A 17924-nucleotide genomic window follows, 5' to 3' on the forward strand; every position below is an offset into this window, starting at 1 on the left:
AAACCTTTTCTGGCCCTTCAAGACCAGGGCATGATCAGAAACTCTGCTCAAAAAGCCATTGGAGATTCTGGCGGTCAAGCTGGACCGGGTTGCCGCCGCATGAAGGATCGTCAAGGGCCATGGTGATCAGATCCTCCATCCGTGCCGCATCCGCCCCAAGATCGGTCAAGGTCCGGGGAATGGCAAACTGATCGTTGAATTCCTGCACAAAGGCGCAGAACCCGTCAAACCCGCCATCTACCCCAAGATACGAGGTGGCGCGATCAAACCTCTCCCGGATAACAGGAGCATTGAGTTCCAGCACCGCCGGCATGCAGACCGCGTTGGTTGTGCCGTGATGGGTATTGAAGACCGCGCCGATGGGGTGGCTCATGGCGTGGATCGCGCCAAGACCTTTCTGAAAGGCTGTTGCCCCCATCATTGCCGCGCTCATCATATGGGCCCGGGCTTCAAGATTGCTGCCATCCTGGTAGACAAGCGGCAGGTTTTCGATCACGAGTTTCATGCCTTCAAGCGCAATCCCTTGCGACATGGGGTGGTAATGCGGGCTTGAAAATGCCTCGACCGAATGGGCGAAGGCATCAAGTCCGGTTCCGGCGGTGATGAATTTCGGCATGCTGACGGTAAGTTCCGGATCAGCGATCACCACCGATGGCAGCACTTTGGGATGGAAGATGATTTTCTTCACATGGGTTTCTGAATTGGTGATGACGCTGGCGCGCCCGACCTCAGAGCCGGTGCCTGCGGTGGTAGGCACGGCAATGATGGGTTTGATCGCATCGGCATCGGCGCGGGTCCACCAATCGCCGATATCTTCAAAATCCCATACAGGCCGTGTCTGCCCGCACATGAAGGCAACCATCTTTCCAAGATCAAGACCGGAGCCGCCGCCGAAGGCGATCACACCGTCATGGCCGCCGTCATGGAATGCCTTGATCCCGTTGGTGAGGTTGACTTCATCTGGGTTGGGGTCCACCTCAGCGAAAATCGCCCGTCCAAGCCCGGCTGCATCAAGAATATCCAGCGCATGGGCCGTGATATCCACGCTGGCAAGGCCGCGATCCGTGACCAGCAGCGGCTTTTTAATGCCAGCCTGGGCACAGGCTTCGGGAAGTTCCTTGATACGGCCAGCCCCAAAGCGGATGGCAGTGGGATAGGACCAGTTGGCAGATGGTGTCATGATGTACCCTTTTTAAGATGGAATGATTTTGGCCGTGTCAGATTCTGATAGCCGATGACCGACAGCCCGCCGCCGCGGCCAGTGTCCTTGCAGCCGGTCCAGCACAAACCCGGGTCCAGATAATCCGCCCTGTTCATGAAGACGGTGCCGGTTTCGAGCGCGTTGCCGATCCGCTCGGCCCGCTCGATATCCTTTGTCCACAGGCTTGCGGTCAGTCCATAGGATGAATCGTTCATCAGGCGGATGGCTTCAGCATCGTCGCTGACCGGCATGATCCCGACCACCGGCCCGAAGCTTTCCTCGCGCATGACGTCCATCTCATGGGTGACGTTCGTGAGGATCTGCGGCGTCAGATAGGCCGCCCCATCATCTTCGGCAAAAGGTTCGATATATGCGGTTGCCCCCATTTTGATCGCATCATTGATCTGCTGGCGGACGGTTTCAGCAAAGCGTGGATGGGCCATGGGGCCAAGCGTGGTTTCAGGGTCAAGAGGATTGCCAAGTTTAAGCGCATTCACCCAGGAAATCGATTTTTCCAGAAAGGCATCATAGATGCTTTCATGGACATAGATCCGTTCAATCCCGCAGCAGCACTGGCCGGAATTGAACATCGCGCCATCCATCAGCGTATCGACGGCGGCATCGAGATCCGCATCATCCATCACATAACCCGGGTCCTTGCCGCCAAGCTCGGTGCTGACACCGACAAAAGTCCCCGCTGCTGCCTTTTCCATGGCACGTCCGGCACCAACGGAGCCGGTGAAATTGATGAAATCAAACATGCGTTCTTCGATCAGCCGGGTGGTTGTTTCATGATCAAGGAAGATATTCATGAACACATCTTCGGGAATACCGGCCTGATGAAAGGCCCTGGCCATGCGCTCACCCACCAGCAGGGTCTGGGTTGAATGTTTCAGCACCACCGTATTACCGGCAATCAGCGCAGGCGCCACCGTGTTGATAGCCGTCATGTAAGGGTAATTCCATGGCGCGATGACAAACACGACCCCATGGGGAACTTTCCGGATGAAGCGCCTGAAATTTGCGTCTTCGCCAACCTCGATATCAGCGAGCGCCGTGTGGGCAATTTCCGCCATGTAACTTGCGCGTTCATCTACGCCGCGAAATTCGCCGCCAAAGCGAATGGGGCGGCCCATCATATGGGCAAGTTCAGGCACGATTTCATCACTCATCGCTCCAAGCGCGGCAACACCAGCCTTGACCAGTTCGATCCGCTCTTCGAGCGGGCGTGCTGCCCATGCGGCCTGTGCCTGCCGCAGGGCTGAAATCTGTTTGCAGGCGGTTTCAAGCGATACGGTTTCCCTTGTTGCGAAAACCGAGCCATCAACAGGGGAGAGGCAGGTCAGGGTCTTTGTCATGTGATCACCAATAGCTCAATCAGGCTTTTTCGAAACCGCGGGCGACTTCCCAATCGGTGACGACGCGGTTGAATTCTTCTATTTCCCATTCAGCACAGCGGGCGTAATGGTCCACCACCCAGTCCCCCATCGCGGCGCGCAGCATTTTCGACCGGATGAGCTTGTCGCGAGCATCGCGCAGGGTCTGGGGGATACTGCCAGTTTTTCCCTTATAGACATCGCCCATTGTCGGAGGCTGAAGTTCAAGACCTTCTTCAATCCCGGCAATGCCAGCGGCAATCTGGGCGGCCATGGCAAGATAGGGGTTGATATCCGAGCCGCCGATCCGGCATTCCACGCGAACAGATTTGGTTCCTTCACCGCAAAGTCTGAACCCGGCGGTGCGGTTATCCACCGACCAGATGGTGCGGGTGGGCGCAAACGTGCCCTTCATGAAACGCTTGTAGCTGTTGATATAGGGTGCAAGGAAATAGGTGCTGTCCGGGGCGTATTTCAACAAACCTGCCATATAGTTCTTCATCAGCGGCGACATGCCGTATTCACCAGATGGGTCAAAAAAAGCGTTCTGGCCATCTTTCCACAGTGACTGATGGATATGACTGGATGAACCGACACGATTATGGTCCCATTTGGCAAGGAAACTGGCCGAATGTCCTTGCTGCCAGGCAATTTCCTTGATCGCGTGTTTGGCGATCGTGTGGTAATCCGCCGTCAGCATGGCTTCGGCATATTTGATATTGATTTCTTCCTGCCCGGCTTCGGCTTCACCTTTGGAGTTTTCAATCGGAATGCCGGCGGTATAGAGATGGTTGCGCACCGGCCGCAGGATGTGCTCTTCCTTGGTTGTCTGGAGGATATGGTAATCCTCGTTATATCCTGAGATGGGTTCAAGATCACGGAAGCCTTCTTTTCTGATCTCATCCAGGCTTTTGGCAAAGAGGAAGAATTCAAGCTCGGTGGCCATCATCGCCTCAAATCCCATCTCGCGCAGACGCGCCACCTGCGCTTGCAGAACCGCGCGCGGAGAATGAGGGACCGGCGCATGGGTGTGATGATCGAGCACATCGCACAGCACCATTACCGTGCCTTCAAGCCAGGGCACAAGACGAAGGGATTTAAGGTCAGGCTTCATGGTGTAATCGCCATATCCCCTTTCCCATGACGTGGCCTGGTACCCATCCGGCGTTGCCATTTCAAGGTCAGTTGCGAGCAGGTAGTTGCAGCAATGGGTTTCTTCCCATGCGGTATCGATAAAATGACGGGCGTGGAACCTCTTGCCCATGAGACGGCCCTGCATATCAACAATACAGGCCAGGACCGTATCAATCTGCCTGTTCTCGACCATGGGGACGAGATCATCCCAGTGCAGTGCTGTTGTCATAATATCCTCCAAAGCCAAAATTCTCTTACCCCGGCCTATCTTCGATCCTGTCCGTGCTAAACCGCACTGGACTGATAGCTGGAGCGGGCCAGCCACTCGGGGTTGATTTCAATCCCCCAGCCCGGCTTGTCGGATATACTAGCATGACCATTTTCGATTTGGTAAGGTGTTTCAACATAAAGTCCCTCCTGCCAGGGGTAGTAATCCGGACCTTCAATGGAAAATTCGAGATACTTGCCGGCATTTGGAATCGCCCGCAGGAGATGCATGGTAAACAAGGTCACCAGCGAAAGATTGGCGCAATGCGGAGTCACGGGGAGCCCGGCTTTTTCCGCCATCCTGCAAACACGTAGCGTCCGGCTGATCCCGCCGAGGTAGAGGATATCCGGCTGGACAATATCCACCGCCCGCATGTCAATCATCCGCTGCCAGGTGGGCAGGTCGCAATCCTGCTCGCCACCGGTAACATCAATCTTGAGCGCATCGGTGACTTGCTTGGTCTGTTCAAGCTCCCAGTAGGGGCAAGGCTCTTCATAGTGACAGAACCCGTGATCTTCGAGGATATGGCCGATTTCGATCGCCCGTTCGGGGCTGTAGCAGCTGTTCGCATCGATCAAGAGGTCCACTTTCTCGCCCAACTCCCGGCGCATGGTCGGGATGATCTCCTCGGTACGGCCCGGCCATTCATCCTGATTGCGGCCGACTTCTGCCCCGGCCCGCATCTTGAACGCATCAAATCCGTATTTGTCCCTGAGCGCTTTCAGCCGGTCGGCTTCTTCGGCCGGGGTGATGTCGCGTTTCATCGAGCTGGCATAAGCACGGATAGGCCCTGGCGCTCCGCCGAGCAGGGAAACCACGGGTTTCCCGGCAATCTTGCCGCGCAAATCCCAGATCGCCGTATCCACCCCGGCCATGGCGCGCCTGAGATAAGAGCCGGGGAATTTATGTTCACGTTCCGTGACCAGATCAAGAAGATCATCAAGGTCGGTTGTATCCTTGCCCAGCATCCATGGGGCAACCTGCCGATGCAGCACCTGACAGGTGATATCGCTGTGATAGGTGGAAACCTGTCCCCAGCCCTCGGCCCCGTCTTCGGCGGTGACGCGAACAAATCCGACATAAGGATTGCAAAAGGTTTCAATGGATCTGAGCTTCATGTCGTGTCCTCACTTATGCTTCGCCCCTGATGATACTGGCGGCTTTTTCCCCCACCATAATTGCGGGGGCATTGGTGTTGCCTGATGGAATCGTTGGAAAGATCGACGCGTCCGCAATCCTCAGCCTGGCAATGCCATGCACCCTGAGATGTTCATCCACCACGGAAGTTTTCGCGTTCCTGCCCATCCGGCAGGTGCCGCATTGGTGGAACACCGTCCAGCTGATATCCCGGGCGGTTTCAAGGATCTCCTCATCGGTCTGCATCTGCGGGCCGGGATGGATCTCCTTGTCGGTCAGTCGTGCAAGAGAGGGCATGCTGGCGATATGGCGAACAAGGCGGGTGCCGGCGATCATCTGCCGGCAGTCTTCTTCGGTGGCAAGATAGTTGCCATGCAGTCGCGGTGCCTGCATCGGATCAGGTGAGCGAATTTCCAGATATCCCCGGCTTTCGGGTTTGCAGGGATTAAACCCGATCTTGTAGGCGGGGAAGGGATCAGGGCTCATCAGTGGTCTTGTGCCCACCGGTGCGCGTGTATAGCTCATCGGCATGAAATAGAGCTGCAGATCAGGAGGCCCGGATTTCTCCTTCAGCCAGACAAAGCCTCCACCCTGATTAAGACTCATGCCGAGAGGGCCCTTACGGGTAAGAAGATACTGAAGCCCGACCTTGATCTTGCCGAAAAAAGGCCGCAGATCCTGGTTGAGGGTTGGTACCGTTGCGCCGTAAACGAGTTCAAGCCCGAGATGATCAGCAAGATTCCGCCCGACATGAGGCTGATTCAGCACAACTTCAATACCCATCGTCTTCAGCAGGGCCGCCGGGCCAATGCCGGAAAGCTGCAACAGTTGGGGCGTGTTGATTGCCCCGCCTGAGAGAATGACCTCACGGCGGGCACTCACCTTCATGATCCGGCCACCTCGGATATATTCCACCCCCGTGGCGGCGCGTCCATCAACAAGAATACGCGTCACATGTGCTTTGGTGACGATTGAGAGGTTTTGCCGTGAGGCCGCCGGTTTGAGATACGCTCTTGCGGCGGACGCTCTCAACCCGTTTTGGGTTGTGATCTGAAAGAAGGAGGCGCCTTCCATATCTCCGGCGTTATAGTCGCTGTTGGGCGGAATCCCCGCTTCCGCGGCAGCATTGATATAGGCGCGCGACAACGGATGCACCATGGGGCTGACATCGGTAACACCGAGCGGGCCGCCTTTACCGCGTTCTGCCCGCGCATCGCCAAGCCAGTTTTCCATGCGGCGGAAGACCGGCTCGACATCCTGCCAGCTCCAGCCCGGGGCGACTTCCCCCCATTCGTCGTAATCGTCCCGGTGGCCACGCACATAGACCATCGCGTTAATGGAAGATGACCCGCCGAGTACCTTGCCGCGTGGCCAGTAGACAGATCGGTTGTTGAGATTGGGTTCAGGCTCTGTGTGGTATTTCCAGTTATAGCGCTGATCATAGAAAACCTTGCCATAGCCGATGGGGATATGCAGCCATGGGTGCTTGCCCCATGGTCCGGCTTCTAGCACAAGCACGCGGGTTTGCTTGTCTTCGCTCAGCCTTGCGGCGATGGCGGACCCGGCTGAACCTGCCCCGACAATAACGTAATCGAATTCATCCATCCGGAACTCACGATTTTTCACGACCAAATATCTGGGCAAGCACCATCATCAGTGTTGTCACGATGATCATGATTGTAGATATTGCTGCAATAGTAGGATCTATCTGGTCACGCAAGGCATTAAACATGTTTCGGGTCAGGGTGGGATTGTCTCCACCTGAAATGAACATGGCAATCACCACTTCATCAAAAGATGTAAGGAAGGAGAGAAGCGCGCCGGTCACCACCGCAAAGCGTATCTGCGGCAAGGTGATCGTCAGAAAAGCTTTCCAGCGTGGCGCACCGAGTGCACGGGCAGCGTTTTCCTGATTCATGTCATAACTCTTCAGCGCAGCGCCCGTGACAATCAGCACCAGCGGCACCGCCATGATCGTATGCGCCAGCACGAGCCCCGTAATCGTGTAGAGGATTTTCAGTTTGACGAAAGCATAGAACGCCCCGATGGCGACCAGTACAACAGGCACCATCATCGGCATGATGAGCGTGACAAATGCCAGCCGCATAAACGGGATGCGCGAGGTGTGAAGCCCGTAGGCGGCAATCACGCCAAGCGGTGTTGCAACAAGCATGGTCAGAAAGGCCGCCTTGAAGGAGGTCCGGGTGGCGATCATCCATTCATCGGAGCCGAAATAATTGTCGTACCAGCGAGTGGACCAGATCTCAGGCGGGAATTCGAGGTACTGGGAGTCGGAAAAGGACATCGGGATCACAATCAGGGTCGGGGTGACCAGCAGGATCATGATGACCGTCGCGAGCGCATAGAGCCAGAGTCGCTGTCCGTGGGAGACCTGGGTCTCGGTCGCCGGTTGGTTGAGCCATTTCAGCATCTAGTGGCCTCCCCCGACCATATTTTGCAGATTAAGAAAGCGTGAAGCTATCCACAGCGTCGCAATGGTGATGATCAAAAGGATGACCCCGAGGGCGCTTGCCGCCCCCCAGTTCACGAAGAGCTCGATATTGGAGACGATTTTCATCGATACCATGATCACCTTGCCGCCGCCCAGAACCGCTGGCGTCACAAAGAATCCAAGGCAAAGCACGAAAACCATCAACGCGCCGGCAAAGAGTCCCGGGGTGGTGAGAGGGAAGAACACCGTCCAGAAAGATCGGACAGGAGATGCGCCAAGATTGGACGCCGCCTTGAGGTAATCCCGGTCAATCGCCCGCATCGCGCCATAGACGGGGAGGATGAGGAATGGCAGCATGATATGCACCATCCCGATCAGCGTCCCATTGAGGTTATGCACGAATTTGATCGGATCATCCCAGAGTCCGGCTGAAATCGCCCAGTTGTTGACGAGCCCGCGTTTCTGCAAAAGGACCAGCCAGGCATAGGTCCGCACAAGGAGCGAGGTCCAGAACGGCAGTAAAACCGTAATCATGCACAGATTGGCGATCCGGCTGGGAAGCTGCGACATGAAATAGGCGAGAGGATACCCGATCAGGATGCAGAAAATCGTGGTCAGAAAACTGACTTCAAAGGTTGTGCGGAAAATCCTCGCATAGGATTTGCTTCGGGTCATCCGCTCATAGTTTTCAAGAGAGAATGTTCCGTCGGCACCGATGAAGGAAACATAGAAAAGCCAGCCGACGGGGATCACCAGTATGATCAGGATCAGGATCAGCGCAGGTGAACTGAGCCCGAAGAGTCTAAGCCGTTCAAGCCGCTCATCACGTCGCAGCCCTGCGGCATTGAAATCACTGCCCATGCGTTGATCCGTCTGGATCATGTCAGTTGTCCCCATCTTCAATGATGACAGTATCGGCGTTCTCAAGCCCGAGGCTGACGGTTTCGCCAGGTCTGGGCAGGCGGGCGAAGTTATCACTTCTGATCGTGCCGCGCACCGCCACCTCAGTGCCATCCTGAAGGTTGGCGTAGAGCAGGAAACTTTCCCCCTGGTAGACAACATTTGTTACCGTTGCGGTGAAGACATTGACGTTGCGGGCCGGCTTTCCCTCGATCAGGCGTATCCGTTCAGGACGGATGAGCAGCACAAGGGATTCTGTCTCCGGCACGGGGCGGCTGGTCCTGATCTTGACCCCGCCTGCCACCAGGGAAGATCCACTCTTTTCCACTTTGAGGAAGGTGGACTCGCCGATGAAATCCGCCACAAATTTGTTCTGGGGGTAATCGTAGAGTTCCTGCGGTGTCGCCAGTTGCATGATCCGGCCATGGTTAAGTACGGCTATCCGGTCGGACATGGTCAGCGCTTCACGTTGGTCATGGGTTACGTAGACCGTGGTCATGCCGAGCCGTTCGTGGAGGCGGCGCAGTTCAATCTGCATCTGGTCACGGAGTTTCTTGTCAAGGGCCGAGAGCGGTTCATCCATCAAGAGAATACGCGGCTCGAAAACAATTGAACGTGCGAGAGCCACCCGTTGTTTCTGGCCGCCTGAAAGCTGGTTGATCCGCCGTTCACCAAGTCCGCCCAGTTGCACAAGTTCAAGCGCATTTTCCACGCGATCCTGTATTTCCTTTTTGGGGGTTTTGCGCAGCCGAAGCGGATACCCGACATTGCCGGCAACGGTCATGTGCGGAAACAGGGCATAGTTCTGAAACACCATGCCAAGATTACGCAAGTGCGGCGGCGTGCGGATCACTTCATCATCACCGAATTTGAGGCTGCCCATATCCGGACGGGTGAAGCCGGCCAGCACCATCAGCAAGGTCGTCTTGCCGGAGCCTGACGGCCCCAGAAGAGTCAGAAATTCACCACTTTTCACATCGAGAGACACATTGTCCAACGCATAAACCTGACCATATGTCTTGGTGACATTGCGGATGGTGATCGGCAGGGCTTCGGCAGTGCGGGTCATTTCAGTCTCTTCGGGAATTGAATGAGATTCATGCTGCGGGCGTTGATCTGCCCGCAGCACGGTAGATGGTCTTTTTGAGATTATTCCGTCAGCATTTCCTGATACATTTCAGCCGCGACGGTTTCCCACTTGGCGTACCACTCGAGAGATACAGGAACCTGCGATGCCACGTTCTTTGGCGAAGATGGCAGGCTTGCAGCCGTTGCTGCATCAATCACGCCGGTATTGTATGCCGCCTCGTTGGTCGGGCCGTAGGTGATGTATTTCGGCAGATCATCCTGATATTCCGGCTTGGAAATCTCGGCGAGGAACTCCATCGCGGTATCACGGTTCGGCGCGCCCTTCGGCACGGCAAAGCAGTCATAATCAAGCAGCGCCTGATTGAAACTGTACTTGACCTTGGCGCCGTCTTTCTTGGCATTGTCAAAACGGCCGTTCCAGCCGGTGGTCATGTCAACTTCACCATCTTTCATGAGCTGGGCGTGCTGTGCGCCTGAAGTCCAGAAAACATCGATATGTGGCTTGAGTTCGCGGATCTTGTTGATGGCGCGTTCAATGCCTTCTTCGGAATCCAGCACCTTATAGACATCTTCCGGGGCAACGCCATCAGCCATGATGGCTGGCTCAAGTGCACCGGCAACCTTGCCGCGATAGGCCCGCTTGCCCGGGAATTTCTTCACATCGAAGAAATCCGCCCAGCTGTTTGGTCCGGCATCGCCATAGGTTTCGGTGTTCCAGGCATAGACCGTTGAGAAAACATCACCGCCAACGCAGTAATCCGTATAGAGGTTCGGATAGAAGGTGGAAACATCGATGACGTTGTAATCGAGTTTTTCAAGAAGGCCTTCCGCGGCTGCACGTGCCGCCGAACCCGAACCGCTGGCAACGATATCAAGCGTCACCTGTCCGGTGGATACCTGCAGGCGAACATCAGACATGCCGCCATAGGTTTCCTGCTTGACGGTAATGCCGGTATTGGCCTGGGCAGGCTCAAACAGTGCCTTGCTCTGGGCTTCCTGGTAGGATCCACCCCAGGAGGCGATGGTGACGCTTTTGTCCGCCGCGTAGGCGGTTGATGCCAGCAAGCCAGCACCCAAGGCGAGTAGTGTTTTCAGTTTCATGATGGTAACCCTTCCCATGATTAGATAGGCCTTTTGCAGGTCGTTGTTTTGCCGTTTTATTTTTCCAGATGTGGTGGCAGTTTTCCATCCGGTTTCAGAAAAAAATCCCAACGTCTATGCGCTCCTTCTGGATTGCATGCGATCACGCCATCGGTACCAGGCAACCATCGGCGGCAGAAACCATGGCTTGCCCGTGTAAAGAGGTCTGGTGGGAAAAGACAGATCATCAAAAGCGGTCGTACCTTCCTTGAGGCCAAGCAGTTTCTGCCCGACACGCATGCCGAGATAGCTTGAAAGAGAGACCCCGGTTCCGCAATATCCCATGGCATAATAGACGCCATCCTTGATGCCGGTATGGGGGAGTTCGTCAAAACTGTAAGCGACCGTTCCCATCCAGGAATGCGAAATCTTGTAGCTACGCAGTTCAGGGAAGATGCGGCACATGTCATCATAAAGTCGCGGGCCGCTGACAGCGGCGTCGGTTTCATCGGCAGAGACACGTCCACCAAAGAGAATCCGGGTCCGGTCAGGTGAGGGCCTGAAGTAATAGACTACCTTGCGGGTATCGCTGATCACCCTGTTCTTCGGGAAAAGTCGATCCATCAATTCCGGCGGCAATTGCTCGGTGGCAATAATGTAGCTGCCGATGGGAATGATGCGCCTCTTGAGCCATGGCGTAGCGTTGCCGGTATATCCATTGGTGGCGACAATCACCTCTCTTGCATTTATGCTGCCGCTGGTGGTGGTCACTTCAAATCCGGTATTGTTGCGCTCAATTCCGGTCACCGCGCAATTTCCAATAACCGTTGCCCCGGCTTTCCGCGCACGTTCCAGAAGCCCGCGGTGATATCGCGCCGGGTTCACCGATGCGTGGTGGGGGAAGACAACGCCGCCATGATAGAAATCGGTGCCAATCTCGCCATGTTGCTCCTGCCTTGGGATGGCGGCGCAAGGGATACCTTCAATGGAGTTGAGCTGTTCTGAGTCACGGGCCAGATCCTCATAGGCCCGGGCCGAGTGCGCGGCATGGAATCGGCCGCATCGCTGAAAGCTGCAGTCGATCTTTTCGGCCTTGATGCGTTCTTCAATCCAGTCCAGTGCATCCTTGCCTTCATTTCGAATGGCACGGGCCCTGGTTTCACCATATTTACGGTTGAGCATGGCGAGCGATGGCTTGATGCTGGTACTGATCTGGCCACCATTTCGTGTGCTGCATCCTGAACCGGGCTCGCCGGCATCCAGGACCAGCGTGGACCGGCCTGCCCGCGCTGTTTCAAGGGCGGCATTCAGGCCGGTATAGCCGGAACCGACAATCAGCACATCTGTTGAGGAGGGAAGGGCATGTGATTGCGCTGCCAGTTCCGGCATCCCGTCGAGCCAGTAGGAATTGCGAGACCAGTTGCTTATCCAGATATCGTTCATCTGAAATTTTCTCTTGCGAGAAACTCCCCCTATATCAGATCACTTCTGCACCGATCCGGACGCAAAAACAATCATATGAAAAACTATCAATTTTCTGTTTTGATAAGTCAAATTAATATAAAATATTTTTTTATTCGATTTATTTATGGGGGAATTTATCCGATGAAATTGAAAATGCGTCATCTGGATGTGTTTGATGCATTGTTTGATGCAGGTTCAGTCTCGCGCGCGGCGGAGCGGCTGAATATCTCTCAGCCCGCGGTCAGCCTTGCTCTTGGCAATCTGGAAAAAGAGCTTGGCTTTCAGTTGTTTCATCGTGATCGCGGGTTTTTCGCGCCAACCAGCGAAGCCTTGTTGCTTTACGATGAGGTGCAGAAAAGCATGGCCGCGCTTTCAAGGGTGGAGAAACGCGCCGATGAGATTCGTTCCGGTGAATCCGGGGCAATCCGTATCGGGACCAATGGAACTCTTGCCTTTAATTTCCTGCCCGGCATTATCGCCGAATTTCAGCAGGACTATCCGGATGTCTACATTGAAATAATAATACAGGCATCACGCCAGATCTCATCCTGGGTGGCCAGTCGCCAGATAGATATCGGTTTTATCGATACGCCTGTACCTGTTGCCGGTCTTGAGGCGGAAATCCACCCGCTGCCATGTGTCTGTATCATGCGGGAGGATGATGCGTTAACGCATCTTGACCGCATCGGCCCCAGGGACCTCAAAGATCGGCATATCATTGCCATCACCGGAGATCACAACGTTGACAGGCAATTGCAGAAAGTCATGTCCATTGAGGGTGTGGAGTTGAAATACAAGGTTTCATGCACGTATTTTGCCCTGGCACGTCGTCTTGTATCTTCGGGAAATTACCTTGCCATTGTAGATCCGATCAACGGCTCGGTGCCGAATACCGATGGAGTGGTCAGCCGCCCGTTTGACCCGCCCATCTTTCATGATCTTGCAATGATTACCAGTCATGACCAGAAGCCGGACCGGGTGGAGACACGTTTCAAGAACATTATCAGCGCGCGTCTTGATCAGCACTCGAACAGAAAAAGGAAACTCACCAACAAGGGTGAAGGTGGTTGAGACTAGCGGGCGCAATATCCTTCATACCGCAAAGTTGCATGATGCAGGTGATCGGCAATGACGTGAGGGTTTCCTTTCGCCAGCCAGAACCGTCAAAACTAGCACTGGTCATGTCGCTCTGTTCTTGATAGAGGTGGGTAAATATCAGGGTGAGACAATGCCAATTCTTATAATAGGGGCAGGGCAGGCCGCGCTGACCACCGCTGAAAAATATCGTGCCATGGGTGGAGAGGATGAACTGATCATCCTTGGTGAAGAGCCTGTTTTGCCGTATCAGCGGCCACCTTTGTCCAAAGCCTATCTTGCCGGAGACATGCCCCTTGAGCGGCTTTATCTCCGGCCCCGGGAATGGTTTGAAAAAAACAATATCACGATGCGCCCGGGATGCCGGATCGAAGCGATCAACAGGTCGGAAAAATCAGTTCGGCTCGATGGTGGTGAACACCTGGCCTATGACAAGCTGGTGCTGGCGACAGGGGCGCGGGCACGGCCGCTTCCCCGGGAAATTACGGCTGATGCGGCGGGGATCTATACCCTGCGCGGTCTTGAGGATATTGACTCCATGCGGCCGGAATTTCAGGCAGGTCGCCGACTGCTGGTGATCGGTGGCGGGTATATCGGCCTTGAGGCTGCTGCCATTGCCCGCAAACTCGGGCTTGATGTCACGGTTGTTGAGGCTGCCCCGCGTATTCTGGGCCGTGTTGCCAGTGAGGAAACGGCTGACTTCATCCGTGATATGCATCTTGGTAAAGGGGTTGAATTTCATGAAGGCAAAGGCCTTGCCTCGCTGGATGTTTCGGCGGGCCGTGTTGCCGGAGCAACCCTGACCGACGGAACCCGGCTCAAGGTTGATTTTGTGATTGCCGGGATCGGTATTCTTGCCAATACCGAACTTGCCGAAGAGGCGGACATACGTTGCGATGAGGGTATTCTCATCAATGGAGAATGCCGGACAAGTGATCCTGATATCTATGCTTGCGGGGATTGCACAAGATTTGAATACAAGGGCGAGCAGATCAGGCTTGAAAGCGTGGGCAACGCCATTGATCAGGGTGAAGTCGTCGCCGCCAATCTCGCCGGACATAAGGCCGCCTATATGCCGAAACCCTGGTTCTGGTCAGATCAGTATGACCTGACATTGCAGATAGCCGGGCTGAACAGAGGATATGATGATACGATCGTCCGTCCGGGCCCGAGGGAAGGGACGCAATCTGTCTGGTACTATGCGGCCGACCAGCTTATCGCTGTTGATGCGCTCGGGGATCCGCGTGCCTACATGATCGCAAAACGTCTTATCGATGCGGGTAAAAATCTGCCGAAAGATATTGCCGGGGATGCGGAAGCCAATCTTAAAGACTGGCTTTGATCATTAGTGGAAATTCAGCCTGTCCATGGACCGGGCGCAAGCCCGTTGAGCAAATGTCTTTATTTGATCGGCGATAGAGGCTATTTTATATCTGAAATGCAAATTTCTGGATAATGAGACAGGAAGATGACAGGGCAAATGCCTGACCGGCTGGATTTTATTTGGAGTGATCTGTTCGGGCAGTCGGCAACCATGGCGCAGCTGGTTGTGCTTCTGTTTGTTGCGTCGCTCATACTGCTTCTCTTGTCGCTGGTCAGTTTTCAATTGTCCCGCATCCGCAAGCCTGAGACTGACCGGGGAAATTCAACCAGCAGCAATCCTTCCATGAGCAAGGCGTCAACTGGTTCCACCTCAAAGGATCAGCCTGTTCTTCGGGTCTCGTGGGGGCAGATCGAAGATAAGAGAGAGCCCCAGCCCACCGAGGCAGCGGCAAGGCAAATGGAGCCGGATATTCGTTTCGATAAGGCCCATCCCAGGATGGCGGCGGCATCCCAGACCGGCGGCCAGCCGACACCACCCGGCGTCAGCATGGAGGAGATGCCGCTTAATGTCACCTATCTCAACCGGAACAACCGGGACAGCGCAGGAGTGGTGCTGGCAGAACAGCCGACCGAAGGCAGCAGAATAGGCCCGCTCTATTTCAACCAGCCGAAAACCGCTCCGGAAGAGGAAACGCTGGCGGCTAAGGTGACGGAACAGAGTGAAGACAGTATTGACGGATTTATTATCAAGCAGCGCAGCCGCAGAGCACCGGCCGCGGCAACGCACGCCAACAAGATTGATCCGGAGGAAAGTTCCCAATTCTCGGCGGTTGAAGCATCGGCGGCCGCTGCCCCGTCATTTTCGATGGATCGATCAGAAGACGTAACCCTGATTGAACTGGGCAAGATCGAGGCCAGGATGAAGCAGTTGAAACAGTTTTATCAGAACGGTCATATTTCATCAGCTATTTATGCCGAGCAAAGTCGGCAATTATTTGAGGAAGCTCGGCGGTTGATGTCAAAATCCTGAACAGAACCCGGGATAGGCACTGATACAAATGGGCTCTGTGACTTACGTTTGAAACATGCTAGTTTCGATATAAGAGTTTAATGAAAGAATTATTCTTAAATAGGTAATTCAATAGAAAGCGCTATTTGTTTGAATTTATGTAATTATTTGTTGTAGCGTTTTGTTTTGATAATAAGCCCGGGCAATTGACTTCATTCATGATTACTTCAGGCATCATGATAGCAAATGTGAAAGGCGGGGTGGGGAAGAGCACTCTTACCTGCTATCTTGCGGACTATTTGCGCATGCGCAAGCCGCGGCTTTCCATGACCGTTATAGACACAGACCTGCAGGGCAGCAGCTATGAAAGCCTGTCGCCGGTCTTTCCCGCAGGCAAGGTCAAGCATCTGCCGATCAGCGGGCGTTACGATGCGGTCAATGTCATGACCCTTGATACCTTGATGCGGAGTGAGCTTTCTTACAGCAATCATGTCATGCTGCTCGACACGTCGGCGGGAAAACCTGAAACCCTTCATCAGGCGATGATGATGTGCAAATGCCTCCTTGTCCCTGTTTCCCTCTCCTGGACGGATATCCGCCCGACTTCAGATTTCATTCGTGAGATACAGGAGCTGAAAGACAACGCAGGCAGCCTTACGCCTCATATCATTGTTGTGCCGAACAGGCTTGCGCCCCAGCAGCGCAACTTGAACTATCTGGCAAAGGCGTTGACGGATCTTGATGTCGTCATTGCTCCAGGCTTGTCGGAACTATCGGTCATCAAACACAAATCAGAGCAGTTTTCCGGGCTGATCGGTACCCATGGCACCAGATTTTTTGAAGAATTTGAACGCTTTGGGCAATTCATCTGCGATTATGTGCTGACGGGCAAACTTGATGAGATCTACAGCGACACGAATGTTGTGCCCTTGCGTGGCTAGCCTTATTAAGCGATAAAGACACCACAATCTTTTATATTGTCAGCACCGGTTGAATTGAAATGAAAAATCTTGTCTTCCTGGCTGTTCCGCTGATTGCTATCGGCACCTATCTCTATATTCAGACTGGAATCACCAATGAAGAGCGGCGCGAAATCACCGCTGAAATTGTGCTTGTGAACGAATGTGATGTTCCGTCAGCCTACTTTGCCGTCAAGAAACTTGAATCCGGCCGAACCTATTCCCTCGCCAAGGGTCAGGCCAGCATCGATGCGATAAAGGGGGAGAAACTCCAGCTGGTGCTGAGCCCGAAATATAAAGATGTTGAATACGACGGGATGATATTCAAGGCCAGCGAATTTCAGCGGGTGACAGCGGATTGCTCTTTTGGCGAAAGACAGCGGGGCGTGACGGACGGGCTCAAGAATACGTTCAGTGGCGGCGGTTGATCCGGGGCTTGCCAAAAGACTCAGGTGATTTTTTCCATCGGCTTTTCTGATCAGGCGTCAGGCCTTTTCTGATTTGATCTTGCACAACTCTATCCTATCATGATGGATGAAACCTCAACGCGCCTCCATGTTTTGAAATGAGCACATATCTGACAACAAAGGAAGTCGCCGCCCTGATGCGTGTCAAGGAGCGCAAGATCTATGATCTGGTTGCCCGCTCGCTCATCCCGTTTCACAAGACAACGGGCAAGCTTCTTTTCCCGCGGGATGAAATCATGCACTGGCTTGAAAAGGGCCGGAAGCCGCTCAACGTGCCAGCCACAATCACGGGCAGCCATGATCCATGTCTTGAGGATGTATTGCGGCAGTCCGGCGTCAAGATTGCAACCATCTGGAATGGCAGCAGCGAAGGGCTTGATCTTGTTGAAGAAGGCAATGCAGCGGCGAGTGCCCTGCATATCTTTGACCCCGATGCCGGATCATGGAACATTAATGCCGTCCGGGAACGATTTGCTTCGGGAAATTTTGTGCTGATCGAATGGGCAAGGCGACAGCGGGGGTTGATCACCGCGCGTGATCTCGAAGGTCAGATCAATGAATTCAGGGAAATAATCGGCCATCGTATCTGTGTCCGGCAGAAAGGTTCTGGCAGCCAGTTACTTTTTGACAGCCTGATGGCGGAACACAAGATCGATCCGGGGGCAATCCACAAAACGGCCGAAAAACACACCGAACTTGAAGCGGTTCTGGCATTGATTGAAGGGGTGGCGGATATTTCCTTCGGGCTTGAGTATCTTGCCAGGAGGTATCGTCTTGGTTTTGTGCCAATGCTGGAAGAACGTGTGGATCTTCTGGTCTCACGGCAGTTTTATTTCGAGGAAGGGTTTCAGCAGTTTCTCGGTTTCTGTAAAAGCCCCGAATTTGAACGGATCAGAAAGGACTACCCCGGGTATGATTTTGGCCATCTCGGGGCTGTTCATTTCAATTCGCTGTAATGTTCCGGTGGCAG

Annotated in this window: 16 protein-coding genes; 6 read left to right on the forward strand and 10 right to left on the reverse strand. The window is 54.3% G+C overall.

Annotation, left to right across the window (positions count from 1 at the left end; translation table 11 throughout):
• Positions 1–34: 34 nt before the first annotated feature.
• The 10 genes from AB8880_03650 to AB8880_03695 form a co-directional block, all read right to left on the reverse strand.
• Positions 35–1180 carry an iron-containing alcohol dehydrogenase gene (locus tag AB8880_03650; protein ID XDZ66501.1) on the reverse strand — a complete coding sequence of 382 codons (1146 nt, stop codon included), beginning with the start codon at positions 1178–1180 and terminating at the stop codon, positions 35–37.
• Positions 1177–2559, reverse strand: coding sequence for an aldehyde dehydrogenase family protein (locus AB8880_03655; GenBank protein ID XDZ66502.1), 1383 nt, complete (start codon positions 2557–2559; stop codon positions 1177–1179). The genes AB8880_03650 and AB8880_03655 overlap by 4 nt, the downstream gene beginning before the upstream one ends.
• Positions 2560–2578: 19 nt before the next feature.
• The gene (locus AB8880_03660) at positions 2579–3940 is read right to left on the reverse strand and encodes a glutamine synthetase family protein (GenBank protein ID XDZ66503.1); all 1362 of its coding nucleotides are present in this window, start codon (positions 3938–3940) and stop codon (positions 2579–2581) included.
• A 56-nt stretch (positions 3941–3996) separates the two neighbouring features.
• On the reverse strand, positions 3997–5097 hold the full coding sequence (locus AB8880_03665) for a mandelate racemase/muconate lactonizing enzyme family protein (protein ID XDZ66504.1): 1101 nt from the start codon (positions 5095–5097) through the stop codon (positions 3997–3999).
• Between the two features lie 13 nt (positions 5098–5110).
• Positions 5111–6742 (reverse strand): GMC family oxidoreductase, encoded by a 1632-nt coding sequence (locus AB8880_03670; GenBank protein ID XDZ66505.1) that lies wholly within the window; start codon positions 6740–6742, stop codon positions 5111–5113.
• Positions 6729–7547 carry an ABC transporter permease gene (locus AB8880_03675; GenBank protein XDZ66506.1) on the reverse strand — a complete coding sequence of 273 codons (819 nt, stop codon included), beginning with the start codon at positions 7545–7547 and terminating at the stop codon, positions 6729–6731. The genes AB8880_03670 and AB8880_03675 overlap by 14 nt, the downstream gene beginning before the upstream one ends.
• Positions 7548–8450 carry an ABC transporter permease gene (locus AB8880_03680; protein ID XDZ66507.1) on the reverse strand — a complete coding sequence of 301 codons (903 nt, stop codon included), beginning with the start codon at positions 8448–8450 and terminating at the stop codon, positions 7548–7550.
• Between the two features lies 1 nt (position 8451).
• Positions 8452–9537, reverse strand: coding sequence for an ABC transporter ATP-binding protein (locus AB8880_03685; protein XDZ66508.1), 1086 nt, complete (start codon positions 9535–9537; stop codon positions 8452–8454).
• 80 nt (positions 9538–9617) lie between these two features.
• Entirely contained in the window at positions 9618–10658 is a 1041-nt protein-coding gene (locus tag AB8880_03690; GenBank protein ID XDZ66509.1) for an ABC transporter substrate-binding protein, read from the reverse strand.
• Between the two features lie 114 nt (positions 10659–10772).
• A complete protein-coding gene (locus AB8880_03695) occupies positions 10773–12080 on the reverse strand; it encodes an NAD(P)/FAD-dependent oxidoreductase (protein XDZ66510.1) in 1308 nt (435 codons plus the stop codon).
• A gap of 162 nt (positions 12081–12242) precedes the next feature.
• Here AB8880_03695 and AB8880_03700 point away from each other — a divergent pair, with 162 nt between their 5' ends.
• The 6 genes from AB8880_03700 (at position 12243) to AB8880_03725 (ending at position 17910) form a co-directional block, all read left to right on the forward strand.
• Positions 12243–13172, forward strand: a complete 930-nt coding sequence (locus tag AB8880_03700) for a LysR family transcriptional regulator (protein XDZ66511.1) — start codon at positions 12243–12245, stop codon at positions 13170–13172.
• Positions 13173–13329: 157 nt separating this feature from the next.
• Complete coding sequence (locus tag AB8880_03705; GenBank protein XDZ66512.1) at positions 13330–14538, forward strand: NAD(P)/FAD-dependent oxidoreductase; 1209 nt, start codon at positions 13330–13332, stop codon at positions 14536–14538.
• A gap of 126 nt (positions 14539–14664) precedes the next feature.
• Positions 14665–15549 (forward strand): hypothetical protein, encoded by an 885-nt coding sequence (locus AB8880_03710; GenBank protein XDZ66513.1) that lies wholly within the window; start codon positions 14665–14667, stop codon positions 15547–15549.
• 215 nt (positions 15550–15764) lie between these two features.
• Positions 15765–16469 carry a ParA family protein gene (locus AB8880_03715; protein ID XDZ66514.1) on the forward strand — a complete coding sequence of 235 codons (705 nt, stop codon included), beginning with the start codon at positions 15765–15767 and terminating at the stop codon, positions 16467–16469.
• Positions 16470–16528: 59 nt separating this feature from the next.
• Complete coding sequence (locus AB8880_03720; protein XDZ66515.1) at positions 16529–16915, forward strand: hypothetical protein; 387 nt, start codon at positions 16529–16531, stop codon at positions 16913–16915.
• A gap of 137 nt (positions 16916–17052) precedes the next feature.
• Entirely contained in the window at positions 17053–17910 is an 858-nt protein-coding gene (locus AB8880_03725; GenBank protein ID XDZ66516.1) for a substrate-binding domain-containing protein, read from the forward strand.
• The last annotated feature ends 14 nt before the right edge of the window (positions 17911–17924 follow it).

The sequence above is a fragment of the Alphaproteobacteria bacterium LSUCC0684 genome (assembly GCA_041228335.1).
Taxonomy (GTDB): Bacteria; Pseudomonadota; Alphaproteobacteria; order Puniceispirillales; family UBA1172.

Coding starts and splice junctions, on each gene's coding strand:
- AB8880_03685 (XDZ66508.1), bottom strand. CDS start 9,537: ATGACCCGCACTGCCGAAGCCCTGCCGATCACCATCCGCAATGTCACC.
- AB8880_03690 (XDZ66509.1), bottom strand. CDS start 10,658: ATGAAACTGAAAACACTACTCGCCTTGGGTGCTGGCTTGCTGGCATCA.
- AB8880_03655 (XDZ66502.1), bottom strand. CDS start 2,559: ATGACAAAGACCCTGACCTGCCTCTCCCCTGTTGATGGCTCGGTTTTC.
- AB8880_03675 (XDZ66506.1), bottom strand. CDS start 7,547: ATGCTGAAATGGCTCAACCAACCGGCGACCGAGACCCAGGTCTCCCAC.
- AB8880_03710 (XDZ66513.1), top strand. CDS start 14,665: ATGACAGGGCAAATGCCTGACCGGCTGGATTTTATTTGGAGTGATCTG.
- AB8880_03680 (XDZ66507.1), bottom strand. CDS start 8,450: ATGATCCAGACGGATCAACGCATGGGCAGTGATTTCAATGCCGCAGGG.
- AB8880_03715 (XDZ66514.1), top strand. CDS start 15,765: ATGATAGCAAATGTGAAAGGCGGGGTGGGGAAGAGCACTCTTACCTGC.
- AB8880_03720 (XDZ66515.1), top strand. CDS start 16,529: ATGAAAAATCTTGTCTTCCTGGCTGTTCCGCTGATTGCTATCGGCACC.
- AB8880_03700 (XDZ66511.1), top strand. CDS start 12,243: ATGAAATTGAAAATGCGTCATCTGGATGTGTTTGATGCATTGTTTGAT.
- AB8880_03695 (XDZ66510.1), bottom strand. CDS start 12,080: ATGAACGATATCTGGATAAGCAACTGGTCTCGCAATTCCTACTGGCTC.
- AB8880_03725 (XDZ66516.1), top strand. CDS start 17,053: ATGAGCACATATCTGACAACAAAGGAAGTCGCCGCCCTGATGCGTGTC.
- AB8880_03660 (XDZ66503.1), bottom strand. CDS start 3,940: ATGACAACAGCACTGCACTGGGATGATCTCGTCCCCATGGTCGAGAAC.
- AB8880_03665 (XDZ66504.1), bottom strand. CDS start 5,097: ATGAAGCTCAGATCCATTGAAACCTTTTGCAATCCTTATGTCGGATTT.
- AB8880_03705 (XDZ66512.1), top strand. CDS start 13,330: ATGCCAATTCTTATAATAGGGGCAGGGCAGGCCGCGCTGACCACCGCT.
- AB8880_03650 (XDZ66501.1), bottom strand. CDS start 1,180: ATGACACCATCTGCCAACTGGTCCTATCCCACTGCCATCCGCTTTGGG.